The sequence below is a fragment of the Rhizobium sp. SG2393 genome, from assembly GCF_042610495.1.
Classification (GTDB): domain Bacteria; phylum Pseudomonadota; class Alphaproteobacteria; order Rhizobiales; family Rhizobiaceae; genus RU20A.
Genome location: NZ_JBHGAP010000005.1, coordinates 119921 through 138752 on the forward strand (window position 1 = coordinate 119921; position 18832 = coordinate 138752).

Consider the following 18832-nt stretch of genomic DNA (forward strand, 5'->3'; position numbering starts at 1 on the left):
GGCCGGTTCACACCCGGCGGCGGAACTGCTGCGGTGTCTCGCCATGCAGCTCGCGGAAGGCGCGGGCAAACTGGCTGGAGCCATTGAACCCGCAGGCCGTGGCAATGGCCGAAATCGGCCAGCCAGTTTCGGCCAGCAGCTTTCGTGCCCTTTCGATGCGTCGCAGGGTGACATAGCGATAGGGCGGCTCGCCGGTGCTTGCCTTGAACGCGCGCGAGAAATGGAAGCGGGTGAGACCGCAAAGGGCGGCGAGGTCATCGAGCGCGATGTCCTTGTCCAGATGATCCTCCACAAAGGCCTGAACGAGGCGCAACTGCTGCGACGTGAGCTGCCCGGCACCGGACAGGCGCGGGCGTGTCTCCCGTGACAGCTGGAACATTTCGAGCGCCGCTCCCAGGCCGACCGTTTCGGCGTGGAGCCGGGAAACCGGCCCATCGATCCCGGTCATGAGATGACCGAGACGGCGCATCGTGGCGCCGAGGCCTTCATCGGTGAAATAGATGTGCGGCCGGGCCTCGGTGCCGTTGATCTCCTTTTGCAACTCCGCCTCCATGGCGGAGGGATCAAAGCTCACCACGGTGAAGGCATTGAGGCGGTCTGCGGGCTTGGCCCAGCCATCGATGGCGCAGCCGGCCGGCGTATAGGTCATGCGGTCGCGAAGATCCCCGCCGGGAACCGCCGGCTCGCCCGTCACCAGAAGCTCGCCATCCTCCAGAATCAGGTCGTGATGCGCCAAGTAATGCGTCTGCCCATCCCAGTGAAAATCGTAGGCAGCAGGAAGATGCAATCGTGAGTAGGAAACAGTCACGCCCAGCCAGCTGTGCGCCGCAACAAATTCCTGACGTCCGTCAATTTCTTTAAAGTTTAGTTCGAGTTCCGATTTTCGCGACATAGCTCAGTGCGTAGACTTTAGTTTTCGAATATACTGTAGTTGTTTTCAACCGGAATACGAAATGAGAGCATATTCGCAAAAAAAGTCGACCATCAGCAAGATGCGTCAGCCAATTTTTACCAATGATTCACATATCGGCGACAAGGTATTTTAGTAAATTAAGGCAGACCGCAAGCAAAGGCCGTGGGGGCGGCGTTGCGATTTGCGATCAGAGGGGCGGATTACCTCATGTTTGGACTTGGACAGTCGGATGCACGCGCGATGCTTGAAGCCATAGGCAGATCTCAAGCCGTCATCGAATTCAAGATTGACGGGACAATCATCAACGCCAACGCGAATTTCTGCAAGACGCTCGGCTATGAGCTTGCAGAAATACTTGGCAAACACCATAGGATTTTCGTCGAACCCAAGGAAGCGGCAAGCCCGGACTACGAGGCTTTCTGGGCAAAGCTGCGGCGCGGCGAATATGACCAGCGCCAGTACAAGCGGATCGGCAAGGGCGGCAAGGAAGTCTGGATCGAGGCCTCCTACAACCCGGTCTGCCGGGGCGGGAAGCCCTACAAGATCATCAAGATCGCGACCGACATCACGGCACGCAAGCTGGAAGCGGCGGAGGTCGAGGGCAAGATGTTTGCCCTCTCGCGCGCCCAGGCGATCATCGAGTTTACGCCGTCGGGCGAGATCCTGACGGCCAATGGCAACTTCCTGAAGGCGCTCGGCTACAGCCTGGAAGAAATCCAGGGCAAGCATCACCGCATGTTCTGCGATCCGGCCTATACGCAATCGGACGACTACCGGCGGTTCTGGGACAAGCTGGCCGGTGGCGAATTTGTTGCCGACGAATTCACCCGCATCGGCAAGGGTGGACGGAAGGTTTTCATCCAGGCGAGCTACAATCCGGTCTTCGACATGAACTGCAAGGTGGTGAAGGTGGTGAAATTTGCCACCGACGTGACGGACCGCGTCGCCAACGTGCAGGATCTGGCGCAGGCGCTGAACGCGATGGCCAAGGGCGACATGACCCGGACGCTGGAGCGTCCGTTCATCACCGCGCTCGAACAGCTTCGCAGCGACTACAACAACACGGCAGCGAACCTGCGCTCGACGCTGCAGACGATCTGGAACAATGCCGGCGCCATTGCCGCGGCATCCCAGCAGATCCAGTCGGCATCGAACGACCTTTCCAAGCGCACCGAACAGCAGGCGGCCTCCGTGGAAGAAACGGCCGCGGCGCTGGAGGAAATCACCACGACCGTTACCGATTCCGCCGGCCGTGCCCAGGAGGCCGGCAAGCTGGTCCGCGGCACAAAGCAGAGCGCCGAGCATTCAGGGTTGGTCGTCGGCCAGGCCGTCGATGCCATGGGCAAGATCGAGCAGTCGGCCGGTGAGATCGGCAACATCATCGGCGTCATCGACGAAATCGCCTTCCAGACCAACCTGCTGGCGCTGAATGCCGGCGTGGAGGCGGCCCGTGCGGGCGAGGCAGGCAAGGGCTTTGCCGTCGTGGCGCAGGAGGTGCGCGAGCTGGCGCAGCGCTCCGCCAAGGCTGCCAAGGAAATCAAGGAGTTGATCAACACCTCCAACCAGCACGTCAAAAGCGGCGTGACGCTCGTCAACAATACGGGCAAGGCGCTGGAGGAAATCGTCTCCCAGGTTGTTCTCGTGGACAGCAATGTCGAGGCGATCGTCGAGGCCTCGCGCGAGCAGGCGACCGGCCTCAAGGAGATCAATATTGCCGTCAACACCATGGATCAGGGCACGCAGAAGAATGCGGCCATGGTGGAGGAAACCACCGCCGCCGCCCATAGCCTTGCCCGCGAGGCGCAGCTTCTCTTCGAACTGCTCGGCCAGTTCGACATCGGCGATCGCACGCAGCGTGCGGCCATGGCCGCGCAGGACAATGCCAGACGCTCGGCTGCGCCTGCTGCGCCGCAACGGGCATCTGTGGCGAAGACCGTGCGGGCCTTCAACGGCAATGCCGCGCTGAAGGGCGGCGACAGCTGGGAAGAATTCTAGAGCGCTGCTCGATCTGACAGGATCAGATCGGCGCTCCAGCCCATTTTTCAAAGTATGATCTTGTCGGTCCTCGTTTCACTCCGGCCGGATTATGCTCCAGAGGCCGAAGGCAGCCTTCACTCCCAAAGTGATCAGAAAAAATGAGCCCGCTTTCCCGAAAGCGGGCTCTAAAATATTGAAATGTTCCCGATTTTCGGAAAAATTTTCTGCGGAACCACTTTCCAGATCGACACGTTAGAGCGGCATCAGCGGTGCGGGATGAATGAAACCGCGCCTTGATCGCAACGAAACGAAAAGGAAGGTTACCCCATGACCAACAAGTTTATCGCTTCCGTCGCGGCCGGCGCCCTGCTTGCAGGCGTCACCACGCTGTCCCCGCTTGCTTTCGCACAGGACACTTCCACGCCCCAGACCATGGAAACCCAGCCGATGCAGGGTTCTGATGGCACGAGCGGTACGATGACGACCCCGTCGACCGAGATGCCGGCTGCCAGCACCTCTGCTGCCGCCGCACCGTCGGGCTATCTGACCGAGCAGTCCATGGACCAGATTGCTTCGTCCACCTATGTCGGCCAGTCCGTCTACAACTCCTCGGATGAAAGCATCGGCGAGATTAACGACCTGATCTTCAAGAAGGATGGCGCAGTCGAAGCAGCCGTGATCGGCGTCGGTGGCTTCCTCGGCATCGGCGAAAAGAACGTCGCCGTTCCCTTCGAAAGCGTGACGGTTTCGGAGAACCCGCAGGACGGCAAGATCAAGCTGACCACGCAGGAAACGGCTGAAAGCCTGAAGGCCGCTCCGGAATTCAAAACCAAGGCCCAGGTTCTTGCCGAGCGCAACAACGGCGCTGCCGTTGACGGCTCGACCACGTCGTCCACGACCAACGGCATGACGACGGCTCCGGCGACGGGCACCGCCCCGGCCCAGGAACCGGCAACGGCCCAGTAAGCATCGCTCTATGATGCAGCGGAAGGCGCGCCCGAAAGGGGGCGCCTTTTGCGTTTTGTCTCTCAGAACAATGTGCCGTAGCGCAGGCCGTCGTAGATGGCGGCGTGGATGTTGCGGCTTGCGACAGCGTCGCCGAGACGGATGAGGTCGAAGGCAGCCTCGGGATCGTGGCTCGGGACGGGCGGTTCGCGGCGGATGAGGGCCTGGTAATCGACCGCGCCACGATTACGCGAGAGGGGCTTCAGCGCGAGATAGAGGTCATCCAGCGGCAAGGTGCCATGCTCGACCACGACCTGCGCGACGCGCCGCTCCTCGCGGGCGTCGGCCGCATAATGGCTACCAAGCGTGGCGACCAGCGCGTTGCCGTCGCGGCGCACAGACTTCAGCAGCGTGTTGATGGTGATGCGGACCTGTCGTTCGGCAAAGGTCTTCTGGTAGGGCACGAGATTCATGCCGCCTACCTCCGGCGCGAACATGCGCTCGGGCGTGACGATCTCGAGTTCGGCGCCGCTCGTCGCGATCAGCTCGGCCGCCGTCATGCCGGAATGGGCGCCGTTGTCGTCGTAGAGCAGCACCGGCCCGGCAGGCTTTACGGTGCCGGCAATGATGTCCCAGCTGGAGACCACGAGGTCGTCGCCCTCCTCCAGCGCCGGATTCTGTGCAATGCCGCCGGTGGCAATGACGACGAGGTCGGGGCCGCGGGAGAGCACCGCGTCCTCATCGGCGAAGACACCGTATTCGATCGCGACACCGAGGCGCTCCAGCTCCGCAAGCCGCCAGTCCACGATGCCCACGAGCTCGCGGCGGCGGGGATTGCGCGCGGCGAGCAGGATCTGGCCGCCTGCCCTATCGGTCGCTTCCAGAACGGTGACGGCGTGGCCGCGCTCGGCGAGAACGCGGGCGGCTTCCAGCCCGGCGGGGCCGGCACCGATGACCAGCGCCGTGCGGCGCGGTCCATCCGTCTTGCGGATCACATGCGGCACCACGGCCTCGCGGCCGGTGGCGGCATTGTGGATGCAAAGCGCGCCGCCACCCTCATAGATCCGGTCGAGACAGTAGGTCGCGCCGACGCAGGGGCGAATGCGTGCCTCCTCCCCGGCCATGATTTTCTTCACAATATGGGGATCGGCGATATGGGCCCGTGTCATGCCGACCATGTCGAGCTTGCCTTCGGCGATCGCGTGGCGGGCGGTCGCGACATCGGCGATGCGGGCAGCGTGGAAGACAGGGAATTTGGTAGCCGCGCGCACCGCACCGGCGAAGTCCAGATGCGGCGAGGCGGCCATGCCCTGGATCGGGATCACGTTGGTCAGATGCGCATCGTGGTCGATGTGGCCGCGAATGATGTTGAGGAAATCGATACGGCCGGAGCCGGCGAGACGGCGGGCGATCTCGACGCCCTCCTCCGCGCTGAGCCCGATCTCCCATTGCTCGTCGGCGACCATGCGGATGCCGATGACGAAGTCCGGGCCAACGGCGGCGCGCATGGCGTTGAGAACCTGGTGCGTGAAGCGCAGGCGGTTGTCGAGCGTTCCGCCATAGGCATCGTCGCGATGGTTGGTGGCGGGCGACCAGAACCCGTCCATCAGGTGGCCATAGGCCTCGATCTCGATGCCATCGAGGCCGGCGGCCTGCATGCGCGCGGCCGCGCTCGCGTAATCGGCGACGATGCGCTCGATGTCCCAGTCCTCCATCATCTTCGGGAAGGCGCGGTGGGCGGGCTCGCGGATCGGCGACGGGGCGAGCACCGGCAGCCAGTCGCCCTTGTTCCAGCCGGTGCGGCGACCGAGGTGGGTCAGCTGGATCATCACCTTGCAGTCTTCGGCGTGACAGTCCTCGGCGATCGCCTTCAGCCAGGGCACGATCGCATCGTCATAGGCGTGGAGATTGCCGAAGGCGGGGGGCGAGTCCGGCGAGACGATCGCCGAGCCCGCCGTCATCGTCAGCGCCATGCCGCCGCGCGCCTTCTCGCGGTGATAGAGCCTGTAGCGCTCCTTCGGCATGCCCTCTTCCGAATAGGCCGGCTCGTGCGACGTCGACATGATCCGGTTCTTCAAGGTCAGGTGCTTGAGGCGGTAAGGCTGCAGGAGCGGATCGTTCGAGGTCATGCCGGTCTTTCTGTTGTCATGAAGGCAGGATGCGCGATCAGGCCCGCCGGGAACGGGTCTCAGTACCAGGCATCGTCCACGCCACCCTTCTTCCGGGTCACATAGTCCTTGAGCGCATCTTCGATGGCGATATCCAGCGGCGGCGCTTCATAGTCTGCGAGCGCCTTCTTCCAGGCGCGGTTGGCGCGGGTGGCGTAGTCGGTGGAGCCGCCCTCCTCGCTCCATTTCTCGAAGGGTTCATTGTCGGAAAGAGACGAATCCCAGAAGGCGGTCTGGTAGTTGCGCAGCGTGTGGGCGCAGCCGAGGAAATGGCTGCCGGGGCCGACCTCCTCGAAGGCATCCATGGCCAGCGTGTTGTCGTCCACCACGACGCCGGCGAGATAGGAATGCAGCGCGCCGCAGAGGTCGATGTCCATCATGAACTTCTCGTAGGACATGGCGAGCAGGCCATCCAGGAAGCCTGCCGAATGCAGGATGAAGTTTGCACCGCAATGGACCGCAGAGAGCATGGACATGGTGCCCTCGACCATGGCCTGGCCGTCCGGCAGCTTGGAATTGGAGAAATTGCCGGCGCAGCGCAGCGGCAGTTTTGCGCGGCGGGCGAGTTGGCCCACCACCATGGAGCCGATGGCGGGCTCCGGCGTGCCAAAGGTGGGGGAGCCGGAGCGCAGCGACATGGAGGAAAGGAAGTTGCCGAAAATGACCGGCGCGCCCTTGCGCTCGAGCTGGGTGAGCGCGCAGCCGGCCAACGTTTCGGCGAAAGACTGCGCAATGGCGCCGGCATTGGTGACCGGGCCCATGGCGCCGCCGAGAATGAAGGGCACGATGACGGCGGCCTGGTTGGCGCGGGCATAGGCGCGCAGCGATTTCGTCATGGTGCCGTCCCAGACCAGCGGCGAATTGACGTTGACGTTGCCGAGGATGACGCAGTGCTGATCGACGAAGGCCTCGCCGAAGAGCAGCCGCGCCATCTCGATCGAATCCTCGGCGCGGTCTTCGGCCGTGATCGAGCCCATGAAGGCGCGGTCGGAATATTTGATGTGGCTGAAGACCATGTCGAGGTGGCGCTTGTTGACGGCGACATCGACGGGCTCGCAGATCGTGCCGCCGGAATGGTGCAGCCAGGGGCTCGACTGGGCGAGCTTGATGAAGTTCTGGAAATCCTCCAGCGTTCCGTAGCGGCGGCCCTTGTCGAGGTCCATCACGAAAGGCGAGCCATAGGCCGGAGAGAAGACCACGTTCTTCCCGCCGATCTCGACATTGTTGGCGGGGTTGCGGGCATGCTGGGTGAAGGTCTGCGGCGCCGTTGCGCAGAGTTCGAGGAGCATGCCGGGCTCGAAGCGCACGCGCAGGCCGTCGATCGTCGCACCGGCCTTGCGCCACAGGTCGAGCGCGGCCGGGTCATCCCGGAAGTCGATGCCGATTTCGGCCAGGATGCGCTCGGCCGTCTTTTCGATCTTCTCAAGGCTCTCCTCGCCGAGAATATCGTAGGTCGGGATGTTGCGGGTGATGTAGGGGACGCCGAGGGCGGCGCTGCCCGTGCTGCGGCGCTGGGCGCGGTCGCCGCGCGCCCGTCTGGCCGGGCGTTCCATCGTGGCGGTGATCTCGTCCATCTGTCCCTCCCCGGACCTTGCCTTGCGGATGGTTGCCATCCATTTCACACAGGGTAGACCCGGAAAGAGCGACTGTAACGCTGGTAAATTTCAGCCTTTGTCATAATCTGTCTTTATGGAAACCCTGCGCCGCCTTCTCCCCTCCGCCAGCAGCCTGATCGTCTTCGAGGCGGCCGGGCGCCACCAGAATTTCACCCGCGCGGCGGCCGAGCTCGGCATGACGCAGGCGGCGGTGTCCTATGCGATCCGATCGCTGGAAGACCAGCTCGGCCAGCCGCTGTTCCAGCGCCTGCACCGCGCCGTGCTGCTGACGGAGGCGGGCGAGAAATTCCATGCCGACGTCTCGCTCGGACTGGCGCGCATCCAGCGTTCGGCCGAACAGATCCGCGCCAAGGGGCGCGAGACGCATGTGACGCTTGCCGCCTCCACCGCCTTTGCCTCCATGTGGATGCTGCCGCGGCTGGCGAAGCTTCGCGAGGATCTGCCCGACATCGACCTGCGCATCCAGACCAGCGTGCGCGACCTCGATCTGGAGGAAGAGCCGATCCCGCTCGGCATTCGCGGCGGTGATCCCAGCCACTGGCCGACCTACCACGCCGCGCTCCTCGCCCCGGAAGTGATCACGGCGGTGGCGAGCCCGGCCTTCATCGCGACACATGGCCTGCCGGACAGTCCGGCCGCGCTCGCCACTTTCGACCTCATCCATCTGGAAGAGCCGGTGCGGCGGGCCTGCGACTGGGCGGAATGGTTTCAGAGCGCCGGCATAGCCTATCGCGCCCGACCACGACGGCTCGCCATCAACGATTACGTGCTGGTGATCCAGGCGGTGCTGGCGGGCGAAGGCATCGCGCTTGGCTGGCAGCATCTGATCGACCGGCAGGTGGCGGCCAGAAGCCTCGTGCCGGTGGGCGGGCATGTGCTGGAAACGGGTCTGGCCTTCTACGTCGTGTGGCCGCGCTCGCGCGAGCTGACGCCACAGGCAAGGCGGGTGCGTGACTGGCTGCTGACGGAGGGCGAACGCAGCCTGGGCGGCCCGCCACCGGGCGCCTAACGCATTCCGGTGAAAGCCGGTTCACCGGAAATGGCCTATCCCGTTGTTTTTAAGTCGTTCGGAGTCAAACCTGCTGGAGCATTTTTGCTCGCCGCGCTCTCGCGCCTGCAGGCACCCGTGGGCGGGCGGTGGAGGCTTGGCCGTCGTTCGTCTCCAGCCGCGGCCGTCAGCCGAGAGAGAGCATGCGGGTGGCATTTTCGTTGATCAGGCGGCGGGCGGCGACGGCATCGACGGCCTTGCCGAAATGCCACCCCTGCCCCATTCCGCACCCAAGCTTGCGCAGGATTTCGGCTTCGCGGGCCGTTTCGATACCCTCGGCGACGACCTGAAGGTTCATGCCATCGCACATATCGACGATGGCGCGGACGATATGCTCCGTGCTGCGCTCCGCCGTCAGTCGGGAGACGAAAGAGCGATCGACCTTCACCTTGTCGAAGGTGAAGTCGCACAGGCGACCGAGACTGGACTGTCCGGTTCCGAAATCGTCGAGGGAGATGCGGGTGCCGACATTGCGCAGCATGGTCATGACCCGGCCCGCCATTTCGGCATCGGCCATCACGGCGGTCTCGGTGATCTCGATATCCAGGCGGCGCGGATCGAGGCCGACGCGGTTGATGATCGCGAGCACGTTGAGCGCCGTTGAGGGATCGATCAACTGCGCCGAGGAGAGGTTGAAGGACAGGAAGATGTTCTTCGGCCAGGAGACCGCGGTCTCGGCTGCCTTGCGCAGCAGGGTTTCCGAGAGCGCATCGATGAAGCCGCGCTCCTCCGCAAGGGGCACGAAGCAGGCCGGCGAGACATAGCCGAGATCGGCATCGCACCAGCGGGCCAGCGCTTCGAAACCGACGATTTCAGAGCTTGCAAGATCGACGATCGGCTGGAAGTGCACGTCGATGTCATTGGCAATGATGGCGTTTCGCAGCGCCTGTTCCATCTGCGTGGCGCGGCGCATTTCCTGCGCGATTTCGTGGGAATAGACGGTGATCTGGGCGCGGCCGCGACGCTTGGAGCGGTAGAGCGCGGTCGCCGCGCTCTTGATCAGATCGCCCGCCTCGCTGCCGGCGAAGGGGTAGATGGCAAAGCCGGCGCTGGCCGACAGCCGCACATTGCTCTGGCCGATATCGAAGGGGGCCGAGAGCACCTCCTTCAGCATGGCGCCGACCTTTTCGGCCGTGCGGCTTTCAAAGACGTAGGGAAGCAGAATGGCGAACTCGTCGCCGCCGGTGCGCATGACCGAGGCCCCATCGGGAACGCAGGCCAGAAGACGCTCGGCCACCTGGCAGAGAATGTCGTCACCCGACTGCGGGCCAAAGAGATCGTTGATGGGTTTGAACCCGTCCAGATTGAGGAGGCCGACGGTGAAGGGTGCGGGGTCGGCGGCGCGCTCTGCAGCGATGCAGGCGATGGCCTCACGCAGGCTTTCAAGTGTGCCAAGGCCCGTGAGCCGATCCGTCACCGGTGCGCCCGAACCATCTGCCCTGGGGGGTGTGCCTGTCGCCCCGACCATGCCTTTGCCAACCCTTCTTTGCGCGTGGTCGTCTCCCGGAACGGAGAATCCGTCCTGAAATGACCCACAAGCGCCCCACCTTCCCGTGCCGAGGAAGGCGAATTCTCATATTACATTGCAGAGAATGGAGGTTGATCCTTAACAATATCTAGCGTGCAGGCTCCAAAAATTCGGGCGGTCTATCCCGAGAACTTGCGAATTGACAACGGGTTAGCGCACAAGGTCAGTGCTGCGATCCTTCTTTCCCAACCTTAACGGGAATATATCGCCGATATATCACCTCTATGGCGTCGGGGCTGATCGGCTTCATGATATGATCGCGGACACCGACATGGGCGGCGCGGTCGACATCGAAAGCCTCGATCCCGTTTGCAACCATCACGATCGGCGTCTTGGCCTCCGTATTGGCCTCCAGCTCGCGGATCTTGCCCACCATGACGTAAGCATCCATGTCCGGCAGGGAAATATCGACGAAGACGAAGCGCGGGCGAAGCGCCCGCCACGCCTCGATCGCCTCACGGCCAGTCGCCACGATGCGCTGGCTGATGCTGAGCGCTTCGAGAATCTGGCTGAAGACGAACTGGTTGATCTGGTTGTCCTCGACGACGAGGACATCGACGAGCGGCTGGCGCTCGGGGCCTTCTGCCTCGGCACCCGCCTCGAGGTGGGCGTCGCTGTCGAGCGCCATCACATCGGCAAAGAGCGCAACGCCGACATCCGCCAGGTTCGACAGAAGAGCGCGCGCATCATAGTCATTGCCGAAGGGGACGAGCGGAACAGCCCATGTGCCGGCCGGGCCGAGCGCCGTATCGGCAAGAACCGCATCCAGCGACAGGCCTTCGCCGGCGGCAAGCTCCAGGAGCAGGCGCAGCTCCCCGAACGACGTGACGGCGCAGGCCTCGAGACCCCAGATGGAAAGCTGCGCCACGATGGCTCCGCCGAGCGTTGAATCGGCGGTGACGACGGCAACGCGACGCTGGCGCAACGACGCCGCATCGGGCAGCTTGGCCTGCTCGATGAGTTCCGGCGCGCCGCCGAGATCCTGCACGACGATGGCGCGGAAGGGATCATAGCAGTTCTGGCCGGGTTGGAAGGCATCGTAATCCGGCGTCACGGTGCCGGAGGGGCCGGAAAGCGGGACATCGCCGGAGGTCAGGACCTCCGAGACATCGTTCATGCAGGAGACCAGCATGGCATTCGGTGGCTCGCCGACGCGGAACTTGCGGGTGACCACCCACATATCCTCGCCATCGGCGGTGACGACCTGTTCCGGCAGGGCAAAGGCTTCGCCGGTATCGAGCACCTGCCGGTCGGAGCGCTCGTAGCGCTCGGCGAGATCGGGATCGATGAGATCCCAGACCGTACGGCCGAGAACCTGTTCCGGCGTGATGCCATGCAGCCGGCAGAACGCCTTGTTGACCGCGACATAATGCAGGTTGCGGTCCTTGACGAAGAGCGGGTTGGGCATTTCGTCCAGGATGCGCTCGGTCATCTCGACACGCTCCGTGTCGAGCTGCAACTGCTCCTCGCGCTTGCGCTGCTCGGAAATATCGACGAAGGCGAAAACGCCGTGGCCGCTCGTCAGCCGCCGGAGCACGATATTGATCCAGCGGTTGCGGCCGATGCGCTCTTCCATCTCGTGGCGCTCGCGCCAGTGCATGGAGATCTGACGCGAGATCCACTCGTCGCGGTTGGCGCGACGGCGGCTTGTTTCCGGCACGGTGCCGGGCCGGATGCCGCAATCATAGACGGCGCCCAGGAAATCGCGCAGGCGCGTGCCAGGCTGGATGAACTGGCCGGGAATGGGAAAGATCTGGAGCAGGCTTCGGCTGGCGAAAACGATGGCATCCGACTTGTCGCAGACGAGCACGGCCGCTGCGAACATATCTGCGGCGACATCGAGAACAAGGCGGTGGATGTTTGCGTCTGGTGACGCCGATCCGGTCATTCACTTACTCCATTTCCCGACCGCCCGGCCCGGAAAGGCAGAAGGCGGCCGCCCCTTCGGAACCGGGAAGCAGGGGCAAGCCGCATCCGCCGGCACCGTCGCATGAACGCGAGGGGTCTGCGTTCATGATGAGCCGTGTTCCTTGACCGGAGCTTGCGTAACCTGAGGTTGACGCTGAATGGATCACGGCCGGCTACCGCGCAGGCGGGGAAAACCGTCGTCTCCGCCTTCCCTTGGCCACGAGAATCCCCGAAAATGCCGCATGATCATCAAGCAGCTGCCTGAAACCCTCATCAACCAGATCGCCGCCGGCGAGGTCATCGAACGACCTGCCAGTGCGGCCAAGGAACTGATCGAGAACGCCATCGATGCGGGCGCGACGCGCATCGAGATCGCCACGGCCGGTGGCGGCAAGGGTTTGCTGCGCGTGACCGACAATGGCGCGGGCATGACGCCCGGAGACCTGGAACTGGCGGTGCGCCGCCATTGCACCTCCAAGCTTTCGGAAAGCCTCTTCGACATCCGCACGCTGGGTTTCCGCGGCGAGGCCCTGCCTTCGATCGGCTCGGTGGCGCGGCTGTCCATCACCACGCGCCAGCCGGGCACGGCGGAGGGCTACGAGATCGCCGTGGAAGGTGGCGCGCTGAAGCCCGTGCGGCCGGCGGCGGCCAATCCCGGCACGGTCGTTGAGGTGCGCGACCTTTTCTTCGCCACGCCGGCGCGGCTGAAATTTCTGAAGAGCGAGCGGGCGGAGGCCGCAGCGATCACCGAGGTGGTGCGGCGCATGGCGCTCGCCTTTCCGGCGATCCGCTTCGTGCTGTCGGGGTCCGACCGCACGACACTCGAATTTTCCGGTGCGGGCGACGACCGGCTGGCGCGCATCGCGCAGGTGATCGGCAAGGATTTCCGCGACAATGCAATCGGGCTCGATGCGGCGCGCGAGGATGTGCGGCTGACGGGCTTTGCCGGCGTTCCCACGTACAACCGGGGCAATTCGCTGCAGCAATATGCCTTCGTCAACGGACGGCCGGTGCAAGACAAGCTGATCCTTTCGGCCATTCGCGGCGCCTATGCCGAGACGATACCGCAGGGGCGCTATCCGGTGGCGGTGCTCGCCATCGAGATCGATCCGGCGCTGGTGGATGTCAATGTGCATCCGGCCAAGGCCGATGTGCGCTTCCGCGATCCGCAGCTGGTGCGCGGGCTGATCATCGGCGCGATCCGCGAGGCGCTGGCGCGCGAAGGCGACCGGGCGGCCACGACCGGCGCCGGCGGGCTGATGCGCGCCTTCCGCCCGGAAGGCGGCGGCATGGCGGGTGCGGGTTTCGGCCATGGTGCGGGCTTTGCGGCCGCTCGGCCGGCCTCGCCCTGGAACGCGGATGGCTCGCCGTCGCGCCCTCTTTCTTTTGCCGGAAACACCGTTTCGGCCCGGAGCGGCGGCGGCTTTGGCGAGGTGGCCCAGGGTGGCTTTGCGGATTTTGCAGCGCCTTCGGCGCGCACCACTCTGGAGCGCGGCGGGGAGACGCCGGCAGAAGCTGCAACGGAAGCTCCGGCCGAAAGCTTTCCGCTGGGTGCAGCGCGCGCCCAGCTGCACGAAAACTATATCGTCGCCCAGACGAAGACCGGCATCGTCATCGTGGACCAGCATGCCGCCCATGAACGCCTGGTGTTCGAGGCCATGCGCAAGGGGCTTGCCGAACGCGCCATCCCGGCGCAGGCGCTGCTGATCCCGGAGATCATCGACCTGCCGGAGGAGGATTGCGACCGGCTGATGGCACATGCCGACAGCTTCTCGCGCCTCGGCCTCGGCATCGAGCGCTTCGGGCCGGGCGCGGTCTGCGTGCGCGAGACGCCATCGATGCTGGGCGAGATGGATGCGGTGGGGCTGGTGCGGCAACTGGCCGACGAGCTGGCGGAATGGGATACGGCCGGGGGCCTTGCTGCGCGCCTCGACTATCTCGCCGCCACCATGGCCTGCCACGGTTCGGTGCGCTCCGGCCGGCGGCTCAGGCCAGAAGAAATGAATGCGCTTCTGCGCCAGATGGAGGCGACGCCGGGCTCGGGCCAGTGCAATCACGGCCGCCCGACCTATATCGAACTCAAGCTGTCCGACATCGAACGCCTGTTCGGCCGGAGTTGAGGTGCCGGAACGGTTTGGACTTCAGGGGCTTGGCAAGCCGGCCTGCAAGGGTCTATGCCGGGACAACGGACTGACATGAGACGAGGCAGACGATGAACCGGTACGACGGCGGCATGCGCGAGGCGAAGATCCGCTATCTCGATGGCGACTATCAGGTGCTGCTCGCCGGCTCCCACGTCATCTGCGCCATCACCGGAAAGCAGGTGCCGGTGGACGAACTGCGCTACTGGAGCGTGGCGCGGCAGGAAGCCTATGTGGACGCCGCCGCCTCGCTCGAAGCCGAACGCCGCGCCGGGGGACTTCCGGGACAGGCCTGAGGGCGGGCTTGCGTTGGCCGGCGCGGGTTCCTCGCGGCTGGCCCCGTAAACCCCGCGGGCTTAGTAAAAAACGCCTTCTGATAATGCCGTTGAAGCCGGCGGCTTCGTTCGACGGGGGCAGCGAAGCCGGGACCAATCCCACACGCTCAGCCGATCCGCGCCCTACCGCACCTCCTCCACATCCGGCAGTTCGTGGCCCTCGTTCGGCACGTGGGCGACATCCTTCTTCGGCTTGACCAGCGGTTCGGGACGCACCGGCTTCGAGTGGAGCATGTGGCGGCCGGCGGTGATGCCTTCGGCGGCCTGGGCGTCGAGGCGGGCCTCGTCGCGGCGGCGGATGTCGTCGGTGATGGCGATGGCCTCGTCGTCGCCGATGCCGAGCGCTTCCAGCGTCTTGCGGCCGAAGACGAGACCGGACTCGAAGGTTTCGCGCAGTTCGTAATCGACGCCGGCGGCCCTCAGTTCCAGCGTATGCAGGCGGTCGTAGGAGCGCACGAAAAGGCGGGCATTGGGGTATTCGGCCTGGACCAGCGCGACGATGCGGTCGGTGATCTCCTTTTTCTGCGTGCAGACGGCGACGATCTTGGCCTTCTCGATGCCGGCGGCGCGCAGCACGTCGAGGCGGGTGCCGTCGCCGAAATAGATGCGGAAGCCGAAGGTCTCGGCCTGGCGCACGCGCGCGGCGGAATCATCGATGATCGTCACATCGCGACCGCCTGCGAGCAGGATCTGCGAGGCGATCTGGCCGAAGCGCGAGAAGCCGATCATCAGCACGTCGGCGCCGGCGCCCTCGAAGTCCTCTTCCAGTTCCTCGCGCTCGCCGGCCTCGGTCATGGTGAGACGGGCCAGCGCGGTCACGGCGGGGGTGAGCGCCATCGAGACAGTGACGACCACGACCAGAAGCGAGGCGATGCCATCGGTGAAAATGCCGGCCGTGGCAGCCGTGGTGAAGAGGACGAAGCCGAACTCGCCGCCCTGCGGCAGGAGCGCGGCGATGCGGACCGCATCATTGTGCTGCGAGCCGGTGATGCGGCAGAGCGCGTAGACCACGCCGCCCTTGACGAGGATCACCACCGGCACGGCGAGCGCGATGAACATCCAGTTTTCCCTGATCACTTCGAGCTGCAGCGACAGGCCGACCGCCATGAAGAACAGGGCCTGAAGGATGCCGCGGAACGGCTCGATATCGGCCTCCAGCTCGTGGCGGTAGCTGCTTTCGGCGAGCATCACGCCGGCGAGAAAGGCGCCCATGGCCATGGAGAGGCCGGCAACCTGCATGACGGTGGCCGCGCCCATGACGACCAGAAGGGCGGCCGCGATCATCGCCTCGCGGGCGCCGGTGCGGGCGATCAGCTGGAAGAGCGGGTTCAGCGCATAGCGCCCGGCCGCCACCACGCCGCCGATGGCGATGAGCGCGATGGAGAAATCCTGCAGCGGCGTTGTCGTGGCTTCCGGCGCCTGGTTGGCAAGAAGCGGAATGACCGCCAGCAGCGGCACGATCGCCATGTCCTGCAGGAGCAGGACGGAGAAGGCGCGCTGGCCGTAGCGGGTGTTGGTATCGCTCTTCTCTTCCAAAATCTGCATGGCGAAGGCGGTGGAGGAGAGCGCCAGGCCGAAGCCGGCGATGATGCTCGCTTCCCAGCTCAGCAACCCGCAGAAAAAGGCGATGGCGGTGAGTGCTGCACCCGTGACCAGCACCTGCGCCGTGCCGAGCCCGAAGATGTCACGCCGCATCTGCCACAAGCGCGAGGGCTTCAGTTCCAGCCCGATGATGAAGAGCAGGAAGACCACGCCGAGCTCGGCGACATGCAGGATTTCCTCCCCTTCGGTGATCTGCGCGGCGATCGGCCCGATCAGCACGCCGGCGGCGAGATAGCCGAGAACGGTGCCAAGGCCGAGCCGCTTGAAGAGCGGCGCGGAGACGACGGCGCCGCCAAGCAGCAACAAGGCCTGCGAATAGAGGACGGGGGACGTGGCCATGGAAAGGGTCTTCGCTTTTCGAAAGGGAGAGGGAATCAGGAACGAGCCCTTGATGCCCCCGGCACTGCACAATAAATGGGAAGGGAATGAAAGGCCAAATCATGACCGAAGAGATCGATTCCGCCGCGCTGCTCGCCCGCGCCTCCGACCTTGTTGAGCGCGCACGAAAGGCGGGGGCCGATGCGGCCGATGCCGTGGTGGTGCGCGGCCGCTCCCGCTCTGTTGCCGTGCGACTGGGCAAGGTGGAGTCGACGGAAGCCTCCGAGAGCGACGATTTCTCGCTGCGCGTCTTTGTCGGCCGCCGGGTCGCCAGCGTCTCGGCCAATCCGGGCTTCGACCTCGGCGTGCTGGCCGAACGCGCGGTCGCCATGGCGAAAGCCTCGCCGGAAGATCCCTATGCGTGCCTTGCCGACGAGGCCCGCCTGACGAAGACCATTCGCGATCTCGAGCTCTTCGACCCGACGGAAGTCTCGACCGAAGCTCTGACCGATGCCGCGCTCGCCGCGGAAGAAGCGGCGCTTGCGGTGAAGGGCGTTACCAATTCCAGCGGCGCGGGGGCGTCCGCCGGTTCCGGCGGGCTCGTGCTCGTGACGTCCCACGGCTTTTCCGGCGCCTACAGCGCCAGCCGCTTCGGCCGTTCCGTCAGCGTGATTGCCGGCGAAGGCACGAAGATGGAGCGCGACTACGACTTCGACAGCCGTCTCTATTTCTCTGACCTGCGCGATGCCGCCGAGATCGGCCGCAAGGCCGGCGAGCGCACCGTGGCGCGGCTGAACCCACGGCAGGTGCCGACCATGAAGGGCGTGACGGTGGTGTTCGATCCGCGCCTCGCACGCGGCTTCGTCGGCCACATTGCCGGCGCCATCAACGGTGCCTCCGTTGCCCGCAAGACGAGCTTCCTGCGCGACCGGATGGGCAAGCCGGTGCTGAAGGCCGGGCTTTCCGTGACCGACGATCCGCTGGTCGTGCGCGGCTCCTCCTCGCGTCCCTTCGATGGCGAGGGCGTGGCGGGCGAGCGGCTGGTGATGATCGAGGATGGCGTGCTGAACCACTGGTTCCTCTCCACATCGACGGCGCGCGAACTGGGCCTTGAAACCAATGGCCGTGGCGTGCGCGGCGGCAACAGCGTCTCGCCGGCCCCGACCAATCTTGCGCTCGAGCCCGGCGACATCTCGCCGGAGGATCTGATCAAGCAGGTCGGCACCGGCTTCTACGTCACCGAACTGATCGGCCAGGGCGTCAACATGATCACCGGCGAATATTCGCGCGGGGCGTCCGGCTTCTGGATCGAGAATGGCGAACTGACCTATGCCGTCTCGGAAGTAACGATCGCCTCGAACCTCAAGGAGATGTTCATGGCCATGACGCCGGCCAACGACATCGACCGCAAATACGGCGTTGCCGCGCCCACCCTCGCCATCGAAGGCATGACCCTTGCCGGAACGTGACGCCCCCGCCGACGACCGGGGGACCTGGGCCGGCGATCTCGACCTCATCACCCGCGCCGCCGAGGAAGCCGGCCGCACGGCGCTCGGCTTCTTCCGCAATGCGCCGGATGTGACGTGGAAGCATGGCGGCCGCTCGCCCGTCAGCACGGCGGATTACGCCGCCAATGATGTGCTGAAGGAGATGTTGCTGCCGGCGAGGCCGAATTACGGCTGGCTTTCGGAAGAGACGGATGACGATCCGGCGCGGTTGTCCTGCGAGACGCTGTTCGTGGTGGACCCGATCGACGGCACGCGCGCCTTCATCGCCGGCAAGGACCTGTGGTGCGTCAGCGTCGCCGTGGTGCATCGCGGCCGGCCGGTCGCGGGCGTGCTCTACGCACCGGCGCTCGGCGAGGTTTTTCAGGCAACGTGTGACGGACCGGCGCTGAAGAACGGCGCGCGGATCGCGACGACCGACGGCGCTGCCGGCGCCGGGGACAGCCTCCTGAAGGTCGCCTCCGCGGAGGACATGATCGCACGGCTGGAGCCGGGCTTCCGCAACGGCGTTCACCGCGTGCCGCACGTGCCCTCGCTTGCCTATCGCATCGCCATGGTGGCGGACGGACGCATCGACGGCACCATCGTCAAGACCGGCTCGCATGACTGGGATCTGGCGGCCGCCGACCTCATTCTGGAGCGGGCCGGCGGGCAGCTGGCGACACTGGAAGCGACGGCGCTCACCTACAACAGGCCGAGCGTCAAGCACACGGTGCTGTGTGCCGCGACCGCCTCGCGGCTGGCCGGGCTGATCGCCGCCGGACAAGCCATGGAAGGCCATTGACCTTTACGGAAGAATACCTCAAACCAGCCCCGAAAGCGGTTTGA

General features: G+C 65.0%; 13 protein-coding genes. 7 read left to right on the forward strand and 6 right to left on the reverse strand.

Translation table 11 applies throughout. The annotated features are described in order from the left end of the window. Nucleotides 1-7 precede the first annotated feature (7 nt). Nucleotides 8-736, reverse strand: a complete 729-nt coding sequence (locus ACED18_RS13260; protein WP_377292932.1) for a helix-turn-helix domain-containing protein — start codon at nt 734-736, stop codon at nt 8-10. A gap of 417 nt (nt 737-1153) precedes the next feature. On the opposite strand from ACED18_RS13260, the gene ACED18_RS13265 reads away from it, so the two are divergent. Together ACED18_RS13265 and ACED18_RS13270 are read left to right on the forward strand one after the other, a co-directional pair. Next, entirely contained in the window at nt 1154-2908 is a 1755-nt protein-coding gene (locus tag ACED18_RS13265) for a methyl-accepting chemotaxis protein (protein ID WP_377292934.1), read from the forward strand. Between the two features lie 309 nt (nt 2909-3217). Further along, nucleotides 3218-3856: a PRC-barrel domain-containing protein gene (locus ACED18_RS13270; protein ID WP_377292936.1), complete on the forward strand. Its 639-nt coding sequence runs from the start codon at nt 3218-3220 to the stop codon at nt 3854-3856. A gap of 62 nt (nt 3857-3918) precedes the next feature. On the opposite strand, the gene ACED18_RS13275 is transcribed toward ACED18_RS13270, so the two are convergent. Further along, nucleotides 3919-5964 carry an NAD(P)-binding protein gene (locus ACED18_RS13275; RefSeq protein WP_377292938.1) on the reverse strand — a complete coding sequence of 682 codons (2046 nt, stop codon included), beginning with the start codon at nt 5962-5964 and terminating at the stop codon, nt 3919-3921. Nucleotides 5965-6023: 59 nt separating this feature from the next. Next, a complete protein-coding gene (locus ACED18_RS13280; RefSeq protein WP_377292940.1) occupies nt 6024-7577 on the reverse strand; it encodes a trimethylamine methyltransferase family protein in 1554 nt (517 codons plus the stop codon). Between the two features lie 115 nt (nt 7578-7692). Between ACED18_RS13280 and ACED18_RS13285 the strand changes: the two genes are divergently transcribed. Next, entirely contained in the window at nt 7693-8628 is a 936-nt protein-coding gene (locus ACED18_RS13285) for a LysR substrate-binding domain-containing protein (protein WP_377292942.1), read from the forward strand. 166 nt (nt 8629-8794) lie between these two features. On the opposite strand, the gene ACED18_RS13290 is transcribed toward ACED18_RS13285, so the two are convergent. Beyond that, nucleotides 8795-10135: a putative bifunctional diguanylate cyclase/phosphodiesterase gene (locus ACED18_RS13290; protein WP_377292944.1), complete on the reverse strand. Its 1341-nt coding sequence runs from the start codon at nt 10133-10135 to the stop codon at nt 8795-8797. Nucleotides 10136-10358: 223 nt separating this feature from the next. Continuing rightward, nucleotides 10359-12083: a PAS domain-containing protein gene (locus ACED18_RS13295; RefSeq protein WP_377292946.1), complete on the reverse strand. Its 1725-nt coding sequence runs from the start codon at nt 12081-12083 to the stop codon at nt 10359-10361. Between the two features lie 262 nt (nt 12084-12345). Between ACED18_RS13295 and mutL the strand changes: the two genes are divergently transcribed. Together mutL and ACED18_RS13305 are read left to right on the forward strand one after the other, a co-directional pair. Continuing rightward, nucleotides 12346-14223: a DNA mismatch repair endonuclease MutL gene (gene mutL, locus ACED18_RS13300; RefSeq protein WP_377292948.1), complete on the forward strand. Its 1878-nt coding sequence runs from the start codon at nt 12346-12348 to the stop codon at nt 14221-14223. Between the two features lie 92 nt (nt 14224-14315). Then, nucleotides 14316-14540 (forward strand): DUF2093 domain-containing protein, encoded by a 225-nt coding sequence (locus tag ACED18_RS13305; protein ID WP_377292950.1) that lies wholly within the window; start codon nt 14316-14318, stop codon nt 14538-14540. Nucleotides 14541-14702: 162 nt separating this feature from the next. Here ACED18_RS13305 and ACED18_RS13310 read toward each other — a convergent pair whose 3' ends face one another. Continuing rightward, the gene (locus ACED18_RS13310; RefSeq protein WP_377292952.1) at nt 14703-16520 is read right to left on the reverse strand and encodes a monovalent cation:proton antiporter-2 (CPA2) family protein; all 1818 of its coding nucleotides are present in this window, start codon (nt 16518-16520) and stop codon (nt 14703-14705) included. Nucleotides 16521-16621: 101 nt separating this feature from the next. On the opposite strand from ACED18_RS13310, the gene ACED18_RS13315 reads away from it, so the two are divergent. After that, nucleotides 16622-17968, forward strand: a complete 1347-nt coding sequence (locus ACED18_RS13315; RefSeq protein WP_377292954.1) for a TldD/PmbA family protein — start codon at nt 16622-16624, stop codon at nt 17966-17968. After that, the gene (locus ACED18_RS13320) at nt 17955-18788 is read left to right on the forward strand and encodes a 3'(2'),5'-bisphosphate nucleotidase CysQ (RefSeq protein WP_377292956.1); all 834 of its coding nucleotides are present in this window, start codon (nt 17955-17957) and stop codon (nt 18786-18788) included. Before ACED18_RS13315 ends, ACED18_RS13320 begins: the two co-directional genes overlap by 14 nt. Nucleotides 18789-18832: the final 44 nt, after the last annotated feature.